An 18501-nucleotide genomic window follows, 5' to 3' on the forward strand; every position below is an offset into this window, starting at 1 on the left:
GCAGCGAAGGAGCCGCCACCCAGAGCGACGCCTGCTTCTCACGTGTTCGCCCCATCGACATGACGCGGACAAACTACCATCGTCGCCAGTTCTTGTCGATCCTCCTTCGGGATAAGTCCACGGGCTGCTAGCGACTCCACAGAAATGCAACCCGATCCGTGCGTTGGCGCATAACCCAAAGACGCCCGACCAGATCGTCGCCCTCGTCACCGTGGTTCCGATGGCTGTCGCCTCCAGGGAGGTGATCCCGCGCATCTCACCCAGGAGGGAGAACCTCGGCCACCTCAACGCCAGCGTCCCGGCCCCGCCAAACCCAACGGCGGGGAGCCCGTAGGGCACGACCAGAGCGGTCGCCCCGACCTCCAACGTTGGCCCTTGACTCTCACTCGGGTTTGTCGGAGGGGCGGGGACCGTCGTCACCTGGTAAAACGGATCCGGCGTACGCTGTCGAAGCGGGCCGTCATCGTCGTAGGCGACGAAGGGTCGCAGCGGGGGGGACGGGGCCGGCGAGCCCACCTCGATCTGCGGTCGCAGGAGCAGCCACTCCGGCGCGGGCTGCTTCCGCAGCTCCCACCGCCCGAGGTTCAGCGCGATCGCGTAGGCTGCATCCTGCACCAGCTCGCGACAATCGAGCTGCGTCGGGATGACGGCCTGCCACCGCTCGACCCCGTGCTCGTCCGAGGCAGAGACGTGCGCCTCGCTTTCGCGACCTTTGCGCGTAAGCTCGACACGGACGAGGGCGCGCGCATCATCCCGGACAACCGGATAACCGAACCCCGACGAGAGCCACATGATGAAGTCTTCGCGGCCCATGCAGCCGCGAATCGTGCGGGGCGGGGTGTATTCGAACCGGAACGCCACGCGGTTCGGCTCCTCGCCCGCGCTCACAGGCGCGAAGAGGAAGAGGGAAAGACAGAGGAGCGGGGCGAGGGCTGCGGCGCGCGGCATGGCAGGGAGAAGATACCGCAACCTGCACAGAAAAAGGCGGAGGCCAACGCGAACGTCTTGGTGCAACTCGGGTCAAGAGCGCACGCCCAACGTTGGCCTCCGAGGACAACCCTTACCGGCGACAAACGGGGCTGTCAAGTACCTTGACAAACTTTCGGTTCCGGGACGAACGGGGGGGCGGCAGTCCCTTGCCGCGTCGAAATCGATATCCGTGGAGAGCGAGCGGACCGTGATCGTCACCTCGAAGGGGGTGGACATCGCTTCGCGGCCCCGGACCCGGCGGACGTGGAAGGCGGCGTCCCACCCCCGAGGTTCAGGGCGAGTCATCGAGGCGACGTGCTCCCGCTTGCCAAGTCCGCTGAGCTCGTCGTACCGTCCGCTACATACGCGACGTCTCCGCCTTCCAGGCGCGGATCCGGCCCTCGTGGCCGCGGCCAAGCGTATTCGCGCCGCGTTGATTCCCGAGCTCGAAGAGCTCCGCGACAGCTACGCCGACGAGGCCGCCGCCGCCGTCCGGCGCAAGGACGACCTACCCGCACTCGAGGGCGATCTCGAGCTCTTCCCTACCGCCAAGGGCGGCACACTCCACGACTGGGCCAACGCATACGTCGGCGCAGGCGAAAAACTGTCGATACTCCTCAGCAAGCGAGCCGACGTGGAGACGGACGGTCGCAAGCACGCCTCGAAGCTCCGGTCGGAGATCGTGGCATTGCTGAACCGGGTGCGGAATGCCATCGCGGACGATGTCGCGGCGACGCCCGAATTGCCGCGGGATCTCGACGCGCAGATCTCCGGCTACCTCGACGAGCTCGAGCAACGACGCGAGGACGCAAATCGCGCGGCGAAGGCGACGAAAGAAGGACGCGGGGCCCAAGCCGGGCTGAACGTCACGCTCTCACGGACACGAACCCGCTCTGCGGGGAGGACGAGGCGGGCGGGTGAATTCGGCCGCTATCGGGTGAATCGGACCCGGATCGGCGGCGTCTTCGCCGCCATCGGCCGGCCCTGTTTGTCGAGCGCCGGCGAATACGTTCTCACCATCGCGCATTGCGCCGCGACCATGCCGAACCCGTGACCCGGATCGTTCAGGATCTGCACCCACTCCGGGGATCCATCGGCGGCGACCGCGACCGTCAGCGTGACCGTGGCCTCGTCGATCTCCGCCGCGTCGGCCGCTTTCGGGAATTCACAATCCCACGCGGTCTTCCCGGGCCCCGCCCCGGGTGGCGGCGGCGTGGCGTTGCTCGGAGCCGGCCCTTGTCGGTTCACGCCGAATGCGACTTTCGCGATTCCGCCTTGTTTCAAGAGATCCATCGTGTGCAAGACGTTTCTCCACGACGTCGACGAATCCGCCTGGATGATGGCCCTGACGTCCGGGACTCGTTCGTGCGCGCGCGCCGCTGCCGCGCGGATCTCCTCGTCGGTCTGGACCACGTTCCCGTCGATGATCGTCAAGCCGTTCGCGTTGAGCACGACGCTGAAGAGCATCAGGACGCCCGACCATTCCGCGGCCTGCGGCAGGTCCAACGGGATTGCCGGCACCGTCGGCGCGGCGTCGGGGGGCGCAGGCGCGGGTGGCGCCGGCGACGTCGGGGCGGCGGGCGGCGCGGCCGCCTGGCACGCGGCGAGCAGCGGGAGCAAGCCGAGGAGGGCGCGGCGGAAGGGCACGGGTTGTCGCATCGAACCCGCATCCTGCCACGAGATGGGCTCAGGGCGAGAGCTTCATCACGAAGATATCGTCATACCCGGCGCTCGAGAGCTCCGTGGCGCCGAAGCTGATCCTCCCGTCGAACGATCCCGCGAAGATCGTGTTCCCCTCGCGGTCGATGGCCATGGCTTCGGTCACCTGGGCAGCCCCGTCCCCGAACTGTTTGGCCCAGAGGAACGCTCCGTTCGGATCGAGCTTGAGCGCGAAGAGGTCGTAGCCTCCCTGGATGTTCACGAGCGGTTCGCCCACGCCGAACGAAAGAACGCCGAGGAAACTCCCCGTGACGATCACGTTGTCGGCCGCGTCCACGGCGATGGCCTTTCCCTCCTGCGAGGTGACGCTGCCGGATCGGAGGCTCCACAGGTGCTCGCCATTCGGGGCGAATTTCGCGACGAACAGGTCCGGGTCGCTGTTCGACGAGGTCGAGAGCGGCTCGCCGCCGAAGTTCACGGTGCCGGCCATGTCCCCCGTGAGGAGGATGTTGTTCTTGGAGTCGACGGCGAGCGCGCGGCTCCGCTGCTCCGTATACGCGGCCCCGAAGACCTTTTGCCAGAGCGGCGCCCCGTTCGTGTCGAACTTCGCGAGAAGAATGGCGCGGTTGCCGGGGCTCGCCTGGTCGGGGAGCGGCGCGCCAAGGCTCATCGTGCCCGAAAATGCTGTCTCCAGGACGATGTTGTCCAGGTGATCGACCACGACGCGGCACAGGAGGTGGTTCGGTGGGTCGCCCGGTGACCCATTGCCCAGGCGCTTGCTCCAGAGCGTATTGCCGTCCTTGTCGAGCTTGGCGAGGAAGATGTCTCGACCGCCCATCGCGTTGAGCGGCTGGCCCGGGATGAACTCCAGCGATCCGTCGAAATACCCGGCGATGATCGTATTGCCCTTCGAATCGACGGCGAGCGTCGTCGCGAGCTTCGGCATCGTGGAGCCGTCTCCGAATCCCTTCGCCCACACGGGCACGCCCTCCGGGGTGAGCCTCACGGCGAACACGTCGGACTTGCCGCCGGTGCTCATGAGCTTGACGCCGTTCAGCAGCGTGAGCTCCCCCTGGAATGAGCCGGCGAGGAAGATGTCTCGATCGGCGGAGACGGCGACGGCGTTGACGTACTGGGCATCCTGGTCGCCGGACCGAATGGCCCATTGAGCTGCGCCCGTCGCATCGAATTTGGCCAGGTAGATGTCCTCGAGCCCCGAATGCGGCAGCTCCTCGAGTCCATCGAACGAGAATTGGCCCTCGTAGTTCCCCACGAGGAAGATGGAGTCGTCCGTGGGATCGAGGGCGACGCCCGAGGCGTGCTGGTCGCCGAACTGGGCGCCGAACGCCTTTCCCCACAGAACATCCCCGGTCGCCGTGCCTCCGGTTCCGCCGGCGCCTCCCATCCCCCCGGCTCCACCGCTGCCACCCACGCTCGACGAGCTGGTGCTGCTCGTGCTGGCGCTCGGCGGTTTCGATGTGTCGAGCGAGAGGCATGCAGTGAGGATGGCCGCGGCCGTTCCTGCGAAGAGGATGGCACGAGAGGAGGCAGCCGCCGCGACCGAGCGTTGATGATGCGTTCGTTTCATGGCGGGCCTCTATTACTTTACGGCGAGAGCTTCACCACGAAAATATCGTCGTCCCCAGCGCTCGAGAGCTCCGTGTCGCCGAGGTTGATCTTCCCGTCGAACGCTCCCCCGAAGATCGTGTTCCCCTCGCGGTCGATGGCCATGGCTTCGGTCACCTGGACGTCCCCGTCCCCGAACCGCTTCGCCCACAGATACTTTCCATTCGGATCGAGCTTGAGCGCGAAGAGGTCGTATTGACCCCCATTGATTCCGCTGTTCACGAGCGCGTCGTCACCCGTGAACTGAAGGACGCCGGTATAACTGCCCGTGACGAGGACGTTGTCGCTTGCGTCCACGCCGATGGCCTTGCCCTCTTGCGCGCCGACGCTGCCCGCGCGGAAGCTCCAGAGGTGCGCTCCCTCGGGATCGAATTTCGCGACGAACAGGTCTGAATCGTCATTCGACGGGCTGGAGAGCTGCTCTCCGCCGAAGCTGATCGTGCCGGCGAGCTCGCCAGTCAGGAGGATGTTGTTGTTCGAATCGATCGCGAGGGCGTGGCTGCGTTGCTCGGTGTTGGCGGCGCCGAAGACCTTCTGCCAGAGCGGCGCGCCGTTCGTGTCGAGCTTCGCGAGCAGAATGGCGCGGTTGCCGGGGCTCGCCTGGTCGGGCAGCGGCGCGCCGAGGCTCATGGTGCCCGAGAAGGCCGTCTCCAGGACGATGTTGTCCTGGTGATCGAGCGCGACGCGGCAGAGGAGGGGGGTCGTCGAGCCGATCGCGGTTCCGTTGCCGAGGCGCTTGCTCCAGAGCGGATTGCCGTCCTTGTCGAGCTTCGCGAGGAAGACGTCTCGACTGCCCATCGCGTTGATCAGTTGGCCGTCGGCGAACTGGAGCGAACCCTCGAAATACCCCGCGATGATCGCATCGCCCTTCGAATCGAGGGCGATCGTCGTCGCGACCTTCGGCTGCATGCTGCCGTCTCCGAATCCCTTCGCCCACACGACCGCGCCTTTCGGGTCGAGCCTCACGGCGAACACGTCGGACTTGCCGCCGGTGCTCATGAGCTTGACGTCGTTCGGCAGGTTGAAGTCCCCCTCGAACGAGCCGGCGAGGAAGATGTGGCCATCGGCGGAGACGGCGATCCCATTGACGAACTGGGGAGAGAAGCCGCCGGCGTGGACGGACCATTGAAATGCGCCCATGGGGTCGAATTTGGCCAGGTAGATGTCCCCGCCCCCCGGATCCGTCAGGACGTCCATTCCATTGAACGAGAATTGGCCCTCGTAGTTCCCCGCGACGAAGATGGAATCGTCCGTGGGATCGAGGGCGACGGCCGAGGCGCGCTGGTCGCTGAACTGGGCGCCGAACGCCTTTCCCCAGAGGACCTCGCTCGTCGCCGCGCCGCCCGATCCGCCGGCCCCGCCGCCGCCCGTGCTCGACGAGCTGCCCGGCCCGCCCATCCCGCCCGCGCCCGCGTCGCGCTCGGGCGACGGGACGGCGTCGGGCGTGAGGCAAGCCGCGAGGAGGAGGACCGACGAGCCCAGAGCGACGATAGGTTTCATTGAAATCGACCCCCGATGGCAGCACCTGCGACATTCGGTCCGATCCAGGGGACGACCACGGGGCCCGCCGACGTCCCCCGAGAGGGCGAACGGGACCCGAGGACAAACCCCGTCACCGCCGCGCCGAGCGCCATCACGCCCCCGGCGCCGAGGCCCACGAAGAGCGCAAAATCCCGTTTCTTGCGGGCGTTGTCGTCCGCCGGATCGTATTCCGAGAGCGGCGGGCACCCGCGCTCGAGGTCGCCCCCGCAGAGCGCCTCTTGCCGCCCTTCGACGCGGGCCTGATCGACGCGGAAGGCCGCGGCCGCGACGCCGAGCGCGACGCCCCCGCCCGCGGCGACCCACGCCCAGGCCGGGATGCGCCCGCCGCCCGGCGTGGTCGCGTCGCCGCGCTCCGGTTCGAGCTTGATCGCAATCTCCTCCGTCTTGCCCTCGGCCGCGGTGAACGATTTGCGGATCGCGCGGAAGCCCGGCGCTTGCACGGCGATCGTCTGCGGGCCCGGGTCCACGGGAATGACGCTCCCGAGCATGGCCGCGGGCACCTCCTGGCCATTCCGCGTGATGTAAAGGCCGGCGGGCGGGTTCGCGACGGTGAGCTTCACGCGCGGCAGCTTCGGCTCGATCTGGGTGATGCCTTCCTTCGCGATCGTGTCGAGCGCGCTTTTCCGCTCCGCGCCGGGCGTCTCTTGATTGAGGACGAGCGCCCGCTTGTACGCGGACCAGGCTTTGGCGAGCTTGCCCTCGTGCTCGTAGCACTTCGCGAGGTTGAGCATCGTGCTCGGCGCTGAATACACCATCAGGCTCGCCTCGAACTTCGCGCAGCCGGCGGCCCAGTCGCCCTTCTCCACGAGCTCCCGCGCGCTCTCGAAGAGCGCGAGCGCCGCGGGATCCGGCACGGCGGGCTCCGCGGCGACCGCGGGGCGGGTCCACGCGGTCGCCGCGACGAGGCCGAGCCAGGCGGCGCGCCGGGAATGCCTAGAGAGTCTTGAGCTGATCATAAACAGAGGTCTTGCGGGCGGGCTTGGACGGTGCAGTCTGCGACGGAGGTTTCCCGCGAGGCGAAGCACTGGCGCTGGCTGTCGGCGCGGTCGGGAGCGCCGAAGCCGTCGTCGCGACCGGGACCAGCTCGGCTGTCGTGGGCGGCGCCTGCGCGGACGGCCGAGGCTCGGGCGGCGCAGCGTTCGTGCTCTCGGCCGGGGTCGCATTCGTGGCCCTGGTTTCCTCCTGCGCAGGCGGCCGCGCGAAAAGGACGACGAGCGACGCGCCCAGGAGCGAGGCCACGAGGGCAACGAGGATGGCCGCCACGCCGGTCTTCGATTTGGGTTTGTCCGAGGCGACCGCGTGCGCCGGGGCGAGGGCCAGAGGCCGGAGCTCGGCCTCCATGGGCCCCGGCAGCGCCACGCCGAGCGTCGTCGCGAGCGCGGCGATCTCCTCGGAAGCACGCTCGAACCTCACGGAAGGCACGATGTCGGTTGCCCGGGCAAACCACATGTCGAACGCGTCGGGGAGCGTCACGCCATATCGCTTCGCCCGCTGCGTCGGCGGCTCCTTCGCGCCCTGCATCATGGTCATCAGGAACGCATACACCGAGTCGCTCGTCTTCGACTCGTCCATCCAATACGGGTGCCCCACGAGCAGCGCATACGCGATGTGCCCGAGCGCATACAGATCGGAGCGCGGCCCGATCGTCCCGTCGCCCGTGATCTGCTCGGGCGACATGTACGGGGGCGTGCCGAGATTGCGGGTTTGTCGATCGGCGGCCTCGCTTTGCGCCACCATTTTGGCGATCCCGAAATCGAGCACCTTCACGCGCGGCGATCCGTCGTCGCGGTGCGTGACGAAGAGGTTCTCGGGCTTGAGATCGCGGTGCACGATGCCCGCGGCGTGGGTCTTGTCGAGGGCGCGCGCGACCTGCCAGAGCAGCGTCACGACCTCGGCCGGCGCGAACCGGCCGCGGTCGTGCAGGAGCGTCGCGAGGTCGTCGCCCTGGAGGAGCTCCATCGTGAGGAACGGCGCGCCCGTCTCGGGATCCACCCCGGCGTCGAACGTCTCGACGAGGTGCTCGCTCACGATGTCCGCGGTGATCGTGGCTTCGAGCTTGAACCGCTCGCGCATCTCGGCGTTCTGGATGATGGTCGGCAGCATCACCTTGAGCGCGCGCCGCCGCCGCGTCTTGAGGTCGACGACCTCGTAGACGACGCCCATCGCCCCGGCGTTGACGGAACGCACGATCTGGTAGTGACCGTGAAAAATCGTGCCTTCCGAGAGCTCCGTTCGCGAGGGGGCGTTCACGTGAACGCATCGTACCGCGGCCTCGCGCGGCGGTTCAAGAAGGAGGAGGCGCCGGGGGACTGCTCGTGATGGCGATTGCCGGCGCCCGCGGGGCGCGTTTCACTTGGGCGATTCCATGATGCATTTCTGATCGCATCCGTCGCCCGGCGTCTTGTTTCCGTCGTCGCACGACTCGAAGCCCGTCTGCACGATGCCGTCGCCGCAGCGCGGCCCGAGCGTGCAGCCCGCGGCGCATTCGCCGTAGCCGCCGTCGTTCGTCCCGTCGTCGCAGAGCTCGCCGAAGAGGCTGTCGATCTGGCCGTCGCCGCAGGACGCGGCCGTCTTGCAGCCCGGCGCGCACCCATTGCCGTACGGGGTCAAATTCACGCCGTCATCGCACTCCTCGTTGCCTTCCGGCTGCACGATGCCGTCGCCACAATACGGGCCCTTCTTGCAATCGGGCGTGCACGAGCCGTAGCTGCCGTCGTTCGTCCCGTCGTCGCAGGCCTCGTTCGGGGTGACGATGCCGTCGCCGCAGACGCTCTGGCAGGTCGATTTCGTGTTCACGAAGTTGGAGAGCGTCAGCCGGTAGTTCGATTGCGTCGTGTGCCGCTCGGCCTGGAGCACGACGGTCTCGTAGATCTTGCCGACCTCGAGCCCGAGCTCCACCGCCTTCGCCGCGTTCAGCAAGACGCTGCCGGAGAGCGCCCCGTGCACGCCGCCGAGGTTCACGGCGAGCCGCTTGTTCACGAAGACCCACACGTCGTCGTCACCCGTGAAATCGAGCTGCTCGTTGCCCTTGTACTCGAACCAGTACCGGACCTCGCTCGTGAAATGGAAGTTGTTCGCGTTCCCTTCGTTGCCGAATCCGAGCCCGTTCAGCGGGAAGAACGTCGTGTCGTCGAACCGGTACGCGCCCGAGGGCAGCTTGTTCAGCACGAGGTTCTGCAGGACCGTGAAGTTCACCCCGGCGACGTCGCGGTACCATTGATCGAAATTCGCCTTGCCCGAGGTGGTCGGCGTGGTCGGGTTGCCCGCGTAGACGGGTTTGCCGTCCGGGCCGAGCATGTTCTGCACGATCCCGAGGTCACTGCCGTTCGGTCCCTCGAAATCGGGGTGCGCGATCTTGAAGTCGCGCAGGACGATCGGGATCTCCAGCGTGTCCCCCGCATTCTGCGCGACGTCCTGGCAGGAAAAACCCGGCTCGATCTGGCAGGTCGAGGAGCAGCCGTCGCCGCTGGCGCTATTGCCGTCCTCGCATTGCTCGTCGTCGCCCGGCAGCTTGAGGCCGTCGCCGCAGGTCGACTTGCACGCGCCCATCATGCAGTCGGGCTCGCGCTGGCAAAACGGCGTGCAGCCGTCGCCCATGTCGTTGTTGCCGTCGTCGCAGGGCTCTTTGCCCTCGACCACGGCGTCGCCGCAGACGGTGGGCTTGCAAGGCATTCCAGGCGGACAAACCCACCCGATTTCGAGCTGGCAATTCGCGTCGCAGCCGTCGCCGGGCGCCATATTGCCGTCCTCGCATTCCTCCTGTCCCGCGAGGATGCTGTCGCCGCACGCGGCCGCCTGGCAGGCGGCGCCGATGACGGGGCATTGCCAGCCGAGCTCGACCTGGCAAAGCGCGTCGCAGCCGTCGCCCGGCACCGCATTCGTATCGTCGCACGTCTCGGCGCCCGTCACCTTGCCGTCGCCGCAGACGACCGTGCTTACGCAAGCCATGCCCGGCATGGGGCACGCGTAATCCTTCTCGATCACGCTGCAATCGTTGGAGCAGCCGTCCCCCGCGTTCACGTTGCCGTCGTCGCAGACTTCCCCCGGCTCGATGACCCCATTGCCGCACACCGGCCCGCAGGGCCCGCCGTCGCAATCGCCGCCGCCGCCCCCCGCGCCGCCCACGCCCCCCGCGCCGCCAGAGCCACCGGGCCCGACGAAAATGTCCCCGCCCTCGCCCCCGCCGCCCGAATCGCCGCCGTCGGGCGCGCCTCCGGTCCCGGTCCCGCCCGGCGTGCCGGGGTTCGACCCGCCTCCGCAGCCGACGGCGATCGCGGAGGCAAGGGAAACGGCCGCGAGGGGGAAGAAGATCAAGGCGTGTTTGTGTCGCATGGGCAAGCTCCTTTGCTGGGGGCAGGGTGTGCTTTGGGCACAATCATGGAAGATAGCGCGAACGGGCGGGCTTGCTCGCGGATGGCAAGGGCTTGACGGGTCCGCTGGCTCGCTCTAGCCCGAAGAGCCCCGAGGCCTTGCCCCGCTCCCCTCCGAACCCCCATGAAACTCCGAACGCCATGAGCGAAAACGACATCGCCACCCTGCGCCGCGCCCTCACCGAAGGCGCGCTCCTCCTCCGCGCGCCCGAGCTCGGGACGCTGTCGGTGCGCGGCAAGGACCGACAAACCTGGCTGAACGGGATGATCACCTGCGACCTCGGGCCGCTGAAAGCAGGGCAGGGCGCGTATGGATTCGCCGTCGCCAAGACCGGCAAGATCCTCGCGGAGTTGCGCATCCTGATCGACGACGACCGGATCCTCGTGGGCGCGCCGCGGGATCGGATCGCCACGCTCGTCGAGCACTTCGAGCACTACCTGATCATGGAGGACGTCGAGCTCGAGGACACGAGCGAGGAGGTCGCCTGGATCGTCGCGCACGGCCCCGGGGCGAAGGATCTGCCATCGCTCGCGCGCGCGCACGGCGCCCTCGCCGCGGCGTCGGTGGACATGTCGGGCAAGGGCGGGGCGCTCCTCGCGTTCGAGCCCAAAGACGTCGATGCCGCGCTCGGACGCTTGGAGCGCAAAGGATCAGCGCCGGTGCTCCTCGCGGACGAGGCCGCGTGGGACGCCTTGCGCGTGGAGATCGGCCTCGGCCGCTGGGGCAAGGATTTTTCCGGGGAGAACTATCCGCAGGAGGCTTCGCTCGAGGCTTTCGCGGTGTCGTTCCAGAAGGGCTGCTACCTCGGGCAGGAAGCGGTCTTCATGCTGCAGAACCGCGGGCACGTGAAGAAGAAGCTCGTGCCGATCTCGATCGAGGGCGACGCGGAGGTGCCTGCTTCCGCGGAGATCACCGATCCCACGGGGAAGGTGATCGGCGCCGTGACGAGCGCGGCGAAGGGCGTCGAGGCGGGTCGCGTGCTCGCGCTCGGGTACGTGAAGTACAAGCAAGCGGCGAAAGGCACGGCGATCTCGGTGGCAGGGCGGCCGGCCGTCGTTTCCTGAGGGATCGGCCAAAAAAAAGCGGCGCGCGGATCCGAGATCACGCGCGCCGCAAAGACGGCTTTTATCGGGCTTGGATCAGGGGAAGATGTCGCGCTCGCCGTAGGCGGCCGCGATGCGCTGGAGCGCGACGGCGTAAGCGGCGACGCGCATCGAGCACTTCTTCTGCCGCGCGAGCTCGACGACCTCGCGGTAGGCGCGCTGCATTGCCTTCTCCAGGCGCTCGTCGACCTCTTCGAGCGTCCAGTGCTCCGAGCGCTTGTTCTGCACCCACTCGTAGTAGCTGACGGTCACGCCGCCGGCGTTCGCGAGCACGTCGGGCAGGATGTCGATGCCACGATCGATCAGGATCTTCTCGCCCTCGGGCGAGCAGGGGCCGTTCGCGCCCTCGGCCACGAGCTTGACGTTCAGCGCCTTCGCCTCCTCGATGCCGATCTGGTTCTCCAGCGCGGCCGGGATGAAGATGTCCGCCTTGATCTTGAAGAACTCCTCGCGGCTGATCGTCTTGCCGCCCGGGTAGCCCGCGATCGAGCGGTTCTTCTTGACGTAGTCCTGGAGCTTGTGCGGGTTGAAGCCCTCGGGGTTGTAGAGGTAACCCGTGTGATCACCGACCGCGATCGTCGAGGCGCCGAGCCGCGACAGGATGAGCGAGGTGAACGAACCGACGTTGCCGAAGCCCTGCACGATGAGCGTCGCGCCGCCGAGCTGGAAGTCGCGCTCCTCGGCCCACTCCTGGATCGTGTAGACGAGGCCCTGGCCCGTGGCCTTCTCGCGCCCGAGCGTGCCGCCGCAGGCGACCGGCTTGCCCGTCACGACGCCCTTGACCGACTGGCGGAAGAGGCTGCCGACGGTGTTCATGTACGTATCCATGGCCCACGCCATGGCCTTCGCGTCCGTGCCGACGTCCGGCGCCGGGATATCCGTGTCCGGGCCGATGTTCGAGCCGAGCGCGTGGAAGAATCGACGCGTGATCCGCTGCAGCTCGTCGCGCGAGACCTTGTTCGGGTCGAACTTGACGCCGCCCTTGCCGCCGCCGAGCGGCAGGTTCATCAGCGCGCACTTCCAGGTCATCATCGCCGCGAGCGCCTTGACGTCGTCGAGCGAGACACCCTCGTGATAACGAATGCCGCCCTTGTACGGGCCGAGCAGGTTATTGTGCTGGACCCGGTAGCCCTTGAAGAGCCGGATCGAGCCGTCATCCATCTTCACGGGGAAGTTGATGATGATCTCGTTCTTCGGCTGGCTGAGGATCGTCTTGATGTACTCGGGCAAATCGATGACGCGGGCGGCCTCGTCCAGATAGCCCTGTACGACCTTGAAGAACTCGTACTTGTGGTGCTTCTCGACAGAGGCGGGCGGCACGCTCACGGACCCGGCAGTGCTCACCGTCTGTTGGTTATCCATGGGTGGCCGTTCTAGTCCGTGCCAAAGCCCAAATCCATTTTTTGTTTCGCGGTTCTGCGCACGCGCCGCGCGTCATTCGACGATGACGCGCGTCATCGACCCTTTTGCGAAAAAATTGCCATTTGTGCGGTGCAACATCACGCCCATGCGACGACACGCGTCATTGGGTGGTCACTCCATCGATCAAGGGCGAGGCCAGAAGAACAGGACGTAGATGTATGTGAACGTCCCCGTCACCATCAACGCATCGACACGATCGAGGATGCCGCCGTGCCCAGGCACGATGCCGCCCGAGTCCTTGACCCCGGCCGATCGCTTGATCATCGACTCCGCGAGATCTCCGGCCTGTCCGGCCGCACCCGCCACGAGCCCGAGCACGATCGCGTGCTCGAGGGGCAAACTCTTCAAGTAGAGATAGGTCCCCGCGACAGCACCGCCGACGGCCGCCGCGAGCCCGCCGATCGCGCCCTCGATCGTCTTCTTGGGGCTGACCGCCTCGTAAAGCTTGTGTTTGCCCAGGAACCGGCCCGCGAAGTACGCGCCGGTGTCGCTGAACCACGAGAGCATGAGCGCGAGGAGCACGAAGCCTGGGCCCGAATCACCGCCGTCGCGCCGCAAGAGCGCGAGCGAGCCGAGGCCGCCGCCGAGGTAGAGCGGACCGAACCCCATCGCCATCGCGCGGAGCGCCGCGGTTTCGATCGACCCGAGCCGCGCGAGCGTGAGGAAGAGCGCGACCGTCGGCAGGAGGAAGAGCAGGGCGACGAGCGCAGCCGCGTTCGTCGTAAAGAACCAGAGCGTCGCCATCACGCCGAGCGACAAGAGGACGCCGAGGACCCGCGAGGTGCGATCCTGCGGGTGCGTCATGCCGAACAGCTCTATCGCGCCCACGGCGAGCGCAAGCGCGAGGAAGAGCGCCCAGCCCCACGCAGGGCCGAGATAAAGCAGCGCGAGGAGGAGGGGGATGGCGACGACCGCCGAGAGGAGGCGCATCGCGAGGTTGCTACGGGCCAAGGTCAAACCCCAATCGCCCCGCCGTCGAGGGGCGAAGCCGTGCGCGGAGACGTAGCATGCGAGAGGACGCGACCGAAGCGTCTCTCGCGGCGCTGGTAGCTCGCGAGCGCCTCGAAGAGGTCCTCTTCCTTGAAGTCGGGCCAGAGGACGTCGGTGAAGGCGAGCTCGGCGTACGCCGCGCCGAAGAGCAGGAAGTTCGAGATCCGATGCTCGCCGCCGGTGCGAATGATGAGGTCGGGCTCGCCGACGCCGAGGCTCGGCAAGCGCGAGGCGATCGCCCGGGTGTCGATCGTCTGCGGGTCGAGCTTGCCCTCGCGCGCCTCGACCGCGAGGTCCCGCGCCGCCCGCGCGATCTCCTCCTGGCCGCCGTACGAGAGCGCGAGCGCCAGCGTCATCTTGCGGTTGTCGCCCGAGGCCATGCGCAGCGGATCGAGCGCGTCCCGCACGAACGGCGGCAGTCGCTCGAGGTCGCCGATCGCCACGAGCCGGATCTCGTTGTCGAGGATCTCGTTCCGCTCCGAGACCAGAAACTCGTGCAAGAGCCCCATCAAGGCGTCGACCTCACCGGTCGGCCGCGCCCAGTTCTGTTCGCTGAACGCGTACAAGGTCAGCGCCGTCAGGCCGAGCCGCCGCGCCGCTCGGACCACCCTCCGGACCGCTGCGCTTCCGGCCTTGTGGCCAGCCTCACGAGGTTCGCCGCGCAACTCGGCCCAACGGCCGTTGCCGTCCATGATGATCCCGACGTGGTGTGGGAGGTTGCTCGCGTCTACGTACGTCATCACAGTCTCGAACGCCCGAGGGGGTTCGGGGCTTCGGACGCCGAAGGCGATCCGTAGCCCCGAGCGCTAAACCAGAGTTCGGGGCTTCGGATGCCGAAGGCGATCCGTAGCCCCGAGCGCGAACCGCGGCGCGGCGCAGTTTCCCCTGTTGACTACCGACTGTCGACTGTTGAGTCTCCCGCCATGAGCATCGGCCTAGGTTTGACCGTCACGCTTCGCGTCCGTATCGGAGCCCACGACGCCCACTACGCGGGCGAGCTCGTCGATGGGGCGCGGATCCTCGGGCTCTTCGGCGACGTCGCCACGGAGCTGCTCATCCGCCTCGACGGCGACGAGGGCCTCTTCCGCGCCTACGAGGCCGTGGAGTTCCTCGCGCCCGTCCGTGCCGGCGACTACATCGAGGCGACCGGCGTCATCACGAAGGTCGGCAATACGTCGCGCACGATGGCCTTCGAGGCCCGCAAGGTCGTCGCGAACGTGCGTGATCCCGCGCTCTCGCCCTCCGCGGCGGACGCGTTCGCCGAGCCCGTCGTGGTCTGCCGCGCGATCGGCACGTGCGTGGTGCCGAAGGATCTGCAGCGCCGGCCGCGTCTCGTGCTCCCCGCGCTCTCCTCGCCCGGCCCCGAGCTCGTGGCGAAGCTGCCCGAGCCGCGCCCGATCATCACGCCGCCGCCGAACGTGATCGTCACGCCGCCCGAGTCGCCGCTCGTGCTCACGGCCGCGATCGTGGGCGCCGAGGTGACGCGCGCGCACACGCCCTACCTGCCGATCACGGCGCAGGAGCTCGCCGACGAGGCCGCTCGTTGCCGCGACGCGGGCGCCGCCGTGATCCACCTGCATGTGCGCAACGCCGACGGGACGCCGTCGCAGTCGACCGAGCTCTTCGGCGAGGCGATCGCTCGCATCCGCGAGAAGACGGACGTCATCATCCAGACCTCGACCGGCGGCGCCGTCGGCATGAGCGTCGAGGAGCGGCTCGGCCCGCTCGCGTGCAAGCCCGAGATGGCCACGCTGAACTGCGGCACGATCAACTTCGGCGACGACATCTTCGTGAACACGCGCCCCGACATCCGCGCGATCGCGCGTCGCATCCGCGAGGCCGGCAGCATCGCGGAGCTCGAGTGTTACGAGGTCGGTCACATCCACGAGGCGCTCGCGCTGCTCAAGGAAGGCCTCATCGGCGCGCCGCTGCACTTCCAGTTCGTCCTCGGCGTGCCCGGCGCGATCATGCCGAGCGAGGAGGTCGTGCAGTTCATGCGCTCGCAGATCCCCGCCGGCGCGACGTGGGCCGTCGCCGCGGTCGGTCGCTACCAGCGGCCCATGACCGAGCTCGCGATCAAGCTCGGAGGCCACGCGCGCGTCGGCCTCGAAGACAACATCTACCTGGAGAAGGGCGTCCTCGCCGAAGGCAGCGCGCCGCTCGTCGCGCGCGCCGCTGCGTACGCGAGGAGCCTCGGCCGCGAGATCGTCGACCCCGATCGCGCCCGCGTGCTCCTCGGTATCACCACGGCCGCCGCGTGATCGTGCGATCCCAGAACATCCTCGTCCAGAAGCCATGACGTCGCCGCGAGGCACATTTGTCGACACCCTCGCGGCGCACGCGCGCTCGCGTGGACCGTTCGTCCTCGGGATCGCGCTCGTCGCGCTCCTGATCCGCGTCGCCACGAGCCCCGCGCCTCCCGCGCGCAGCGTCGAGGCAATCGCGGCCATGCTCGGCGCCTCCGTCGGTGGCTCCGTCCGGCCCGAAGATTTCGTGTGGGAAGAGCGCGGCGGGCTGGTGCACGACGCCATGCTCGGCCGGCGCGTGCTGTTCCTGGCGGCGCGGCCAAGTGGTCCGAATGCTACGCCCACGAACGATCTCTACCGCGCGGAGGTACGTATCTCGCGCGGCGGTAGGCCGGTCGCCGTGCGCAGGGTCGTCAACCTGACGAACACGCCGCTCGGGCACGAGCACGACCTCGTCGCGCACGGCCGCTGGGCCGCGTATGCCACGAGCGCGGATGGCCTCGTCCAGGGGATCACCGTCCTCGATCTCGCGGGCGACGCGGCCTCGCAGGCCGCGCGTACCCGGAGCGAGCGCCTGCGCGCCTCCGTGGAGAACTGGCTCTCCGAGGGCGCGCGGCGTGGCATCGGGGAGACCGCGGTGCTCTTCGGCGTGCCGCCCAAGGAAGCGCGCTTCGAGCTCACGGAGGACATGCTCGTCATGGCCCTCGGCGAGGCCGCGCTGCCCGCCGCGGTGACGCTCGAAGGCGCCTCGGTGAACCCCGGCCCGCGCGACGAGCACGCGCTCGCGGCGCAGCGACTCCCTCACGACGTGACCCCGTGGTCGCGGTTCCTTGAAGAGACCACGCGTGAGCTCATCGGCGAGGGCGCGGCCGGCCGCGTGAAGCGGATCGCCACGAGCGCCCGGACCACGGCGATTCGCCTGCGCGAGGCGACCGCGTCGCCGCCGCCCGAGCTCCCGGCCGCGCCGGCACCGGAGACGCCCTCGGACGAAGGCTTCCCGCCGCCGCGCGTGGCCACGAAGCGCGACCGGACCTTGCCCGGCGAGGGCCTGTGGATCCCGGCGCCGGCGGCGCATCCCTTGCCGATGAGCAAGCCCGAGGCGCCGCCCGCGATCTTCACGACGCTCGTCCGCCCCGATCCCGATCGCCCGCACGCCGTCGTGCACCTCGTCGCGATGGATGGCCGTCGCCTCGAGCTGCGCCCGATGCCCGGCACGCTCGCGCCGCGCACGCCCACGGGCCTGCGCGGCGAGGGCCGCATCCCGGCCGCCGACGTGCCCGCCGCCGTCGCCGTGTTCGCGGGCGGCCCGCCGGCAAACACGTCTCCGCTCGGCCTCGTCGTCGAGCGCCGCGCCTTCCTGCCGCCGCGCCCGGACGCCTCCACGCTCGCCATCGATCGCTTCGGCCGTCCCTCGATCGGCGCCTGGCCCTTCGGCGCAGACGTGCCTGCGGGGATCCGCTCCCTCCGGCAAACCGGCGCGCCGCTCGTCACGTCGGGCCACATCGGAAAGCTCTCCGAGGCCGACGCCGTCCTCGCCGATCGCTCCGCGCTCTGCGTGACCGAAGCGGGCCACCTGATCTACGGCTGGGGCGAGGCCTTGCCTGCGGAGCTCCTCGCGCGCGCGTTCGTGCTCGCCGGCTGCCGCGAGGCCCTCCCGCTCGCCACGAGCCCGGATCCCACGGGCATCGGCTTCTTCCAGCGAACGGGCGACGAGATCGGCGCGCGCGCGCACGCGGCCGGCATGTCCCTCGCCCCCGAGCGCGCGCTCTCCGGCTCGCCCACCGAGCTCGTCTACGTCGTCGTGCGCAAGGCGAACCCGGACGCGCCGCTGCCCGAGGGCGTCGCGTGGGAGCCGGATCCCGGCACGCAGCCCGCGCCGCTCTGGCAACCGGGCATCTACACGGCGACCGTCTCCAAGCTCGGCGCGCAGGTGCGCCTCGCGTGGTTTGCCCCCGAGCGCTTCACCTTCCACATCCGCGCCGGCGAGAAGGAGCTCTCGCACCGCTTCGGCGGCACCTTCCCGGCCGCGCTCTCCGATGCCGAGCGGCCCCACGTCCTCGCCGCCATCGGCCTCGGCACGGGCCGGCGCAAGGCCCCGCGTGGCCTCGCCATCGACGGCTCCATCGGCATCAAGTTCGGCCCTGGCGCCGGCGTGCTCGTCGTCTCCGACGGCCCCGTGCGCATCGACAAGAGCGAAGCCTTCACGCCCACGCCCGACGCCGACGCGACCGAGCTTCCTCTCACCGCGGACGAGGGCCGACCTCTCCCCGAGGCGCGCGTCGTCGGCTCGATGCGCCCGCGCGCGGCCCTCTGCGCGCTCGGCGACGGTGCGGTCCTCCTCGCGTCGACCACCTTCGACACGGACGAAGCCACGACCGAAGCGCTCGTGGACGCTGGATGCTCGCGTGTCGTGGCGCTCGATCGCGGCGCGCACCTCAACGCCTTCGTCCACCGCGCCGGCGGCGACGCGCCGCCCGAGGCGCGTTACGAACAGACGACGCTCTACGCCCTCGAGAGCCCCATGCGGGGCCGCGCGTCCACGTTGGTTGATTCTACGAAAGCAAACTAGTTGC

The 18501-nt window shown here is 68.8% G+C and carries 12 protein-coding genes; 3 read left to right on the forward strand and 9 right to left on the reverse strand.

Annotated elements, in window-relative coordinates; all coding sequences use genetic code 11:
• Positions 1 to 1899: 1899 nt before the first annotated feature.
• From QHF83_RS39930 to QHF83_RS39955, 6 genes are all read right to left on the reverse strand, one after another.
• Entirely contained in the window at positions 1900 to 2628 is a 729-nt protein-coding gene (locus QHF83_RS39930; RefSeq protein ID WP_282423330.1) for a hypothetical protein, read from the reverse strand.
• Positions 2629 to 2656: 28 nt separating this feature from the next.
• Positions 2657 to 4216, reverse strand: a complete 1560-nt coding sequence (locus tag QHF83_RS39935; RefSeq protein WP_282423331.1) for a hypothetical protein — start codon at positions 4214 to 4216, stop codon at positions 2657 to 2659.
• Between the two features lie 17 nt (positions 4217 to 4233).
• On the reverse strand, positions 4234 to 5754 hold the full coding sequence (locus tag QHF83_RS39940) for a hypothetical protein (protein ID WP_282423332.1): 1521 nt from the start codon (positions 5752 to 5754) through the stop codon (positions 4234 to 4236).
• The gene (locus tag QHF83_RS39945; RefSeq protein ID WP_282423333.1) at positions 5751 to 6752 is read right to left on the reverse strand and encodes a hypothetical protein; all 1002 of its coding nucleotides are present in this window, start codon (positions 6750 to 6752) and stop codon (positions 5751 to 5753) included. The genes QHF83_RS39940 and QHF83_RS39945 overlap by 4 nt, the downstream gene beginning before the upstream one ends.
• On the reverse strand, positions 6730 to 8046 hold the full coding sequence (locus QHF83_RS39950) for a serine/threonine protein kinase (protein ID WP_282423334.1): 1317 nt from the start codon (positions 8044 to 8046) through the stop codon (positions 6730 to 6732). Before QHF83_RS39950 ends, QHF83_RS39945 begins: the two co-directional genes overlap by 23 nt.
• 99 nt (positions 8047 to 8145) lie before the next feature.
• Positions 8146 to 10128, reverse strand: a complete 1983-nt coding sequence (locus QHF83_RS39955) for a DUF4215 domain-containing protein (RefSeq protein WP_282423335.1) — start codon at positions 10126 to 10128, stop codon at positions 8146 to 8148.
• Positions 10129 to 10307: 179 nt separating this feature from the next.
• On the opposite strand from QHF83_RS39955, the gene QHF83_RS39960 reads away from it, so the two are divergent.
• Positions 10308 to 11231, forward strand: a complete 924-nt coding sequence (locus QHF83_RS39960) for a glycine cleavage T C-terminal barrel domain-containing protein (protein ID WP_282423336.1) — start codon at positions 10308 to 10310, stop codon at positions 11229 to 11231.
• A 75-nt stretch (positions 11232 to 11306) separates the two neighbouring features.
• Here QHF83_RS39960 and QHF83_RS39965 read toward each other — a convergent pair whose 3' ends face one another.
• From QHF83_RS39965 to uppS, 3 genes are all read right to left on the reverse strand, one after another.
• The gene (locus QHF83_RS39965) at positions 11307 to 12632 is read right to left on the reverse strand and encodes a Glu/Leu/Phe/Val dehydrogenase (protein WP_282423337.1); all 1326 of its coding nucleotides are present in this window, start codon (positions 12630 to 12632) and stop codon (positions 11307 to 11309) included.
• 183 nt (positions 12633 to 12815) lie between these two features.
• Complete coding sequence (locus QHF83_RS39970; protein WP_282423338.1) at positions 12816 to 13643, reverse strand: phosphatidate cytidylyltransferase; 828 nt, start codon at positions 13641 to 13643, stop codon at positions 12816 to 12818.
• A gap of 2 nt (positions 13644 to 13645) precedes the next feature.
• Entirely contained in the window at positions 13646 to 14422 is a 777-nt protein-coding gene (gene uppS, locus QHF83_RS39975; protein WP_282423339.1) for a polyprenyl diphosphate synthase, read from the reverse strand.
• Between the two features lie 183 nt (positions 14423 to 14605).
• Here uppS and QHF83_RS39980 point away from each other — a divergent pair, with 183 nt between their 5' ends.
• On the forward strand, positions 14606 to 15943 hold the full coding sequence (locus QHF83_RS39980; RefSeq protein WP_282423340.1) for a 3-keto-5-aminohexanoate cleavage protein: 1338 nt from the start codon (positions 14606 to 14608) through the stop codon (positions 15941 to 15943).
• Between the two features lie 34 nt (positions 15944 to 15977).
• The gene (locus QHF83_RS39985; RefSeq protein WP_282423341.1) at positions 15978 to 18497 is read left to right on the forward strand and encodes a hypothetical protein; all 2520 of its coding nucleotides are present in this window, start codon (positions 15978 to 15980) and stop codon (positions 18495 to 18497) included.
• Positions 18498 to 18501 lie beyond the last annotated feature (4 nt).

The sequence above is a fragment of the Polyangium sp. 15x6 genome (assembly GCF_029960785.1).
Lineage (GTDB): Bacteria > Myxococcota_A > Polyangia > Polyangiales > Polyangiaceae > Polyangium.

Bases quoted from the DNA above. Each gene is read 5' to 3' on its own strand.
- QHF83_RS39985 (WP_282423341.1), top strand. From the start codon at position 15,978: ATGACGTCGCCGCGAGGCACATTTGTCGACACCCTCGCGGCGCACGCG.
- QHF83_RS39965 (WP_282423337.1), bottom strand. From the start codon at position 12,632: ATGGATAACCAACAGACGGTGAGCACTGCCGGGTCCGTGAGCGTGCCG.
- uppS (WP_282423339.1), bottom strand. From the start codon at position 14,422: ATGACGTACGTAGACGCGAGCAACCTCCCACACCACGTCGGGATCATC.
- QHF83_RS39960 (WP_282423336.1), top strand. From the start codon at position 10,308: ATGAGCGAAAACGACATCGCCACCCTGCGCCGCGCCCTCACCGAAGGC.
- QHF83_RS39935 (WP_282423331.1), bottom strand. From the start codon at position 4,216: ATGAAACGAACGCATCATCAACGCTCGGTCGCGGCGGCTGCCTCCTCT.
- QHF83_RS39930 (WP_282423330.1), bottom strand. From the start codon at position 2,628: ATGCGACAACCCGTGCCCTTCCGCCGCGCCCTCCTCGGCTTGCTCCCG.
- QHF83_RS39980 (WP_282423340.1), top strand. From the start codon at position 14,606: ATGAGCATCGGCCTAGGTTTGACCGTCACGCTTCGCGTCCGTATCGGA.
- QHF83_RS39955 (WP_282423335.1), bottom strand. From the start codon at position 10,128: ATGCGACACAAACACGCCTTGATCTTCTTCCCCCTCGCGGCCGTTTCC.
- QHF83_RS39945 (WP_282423333.1), bottom strand. From the start codon at position 6,752: ATGATCAGCTCAAGACTCTCTAGGCATTCCCGGCGCGCCGCCTGGCTC.
- QHF83_RS39940 (WP_282423332.1), bottom strand. From the start codon at position 5,754: ATGAAACCTATCGTCGCTCTGGGCTCGTCGGTCCTCCTCCTCGCGGCT.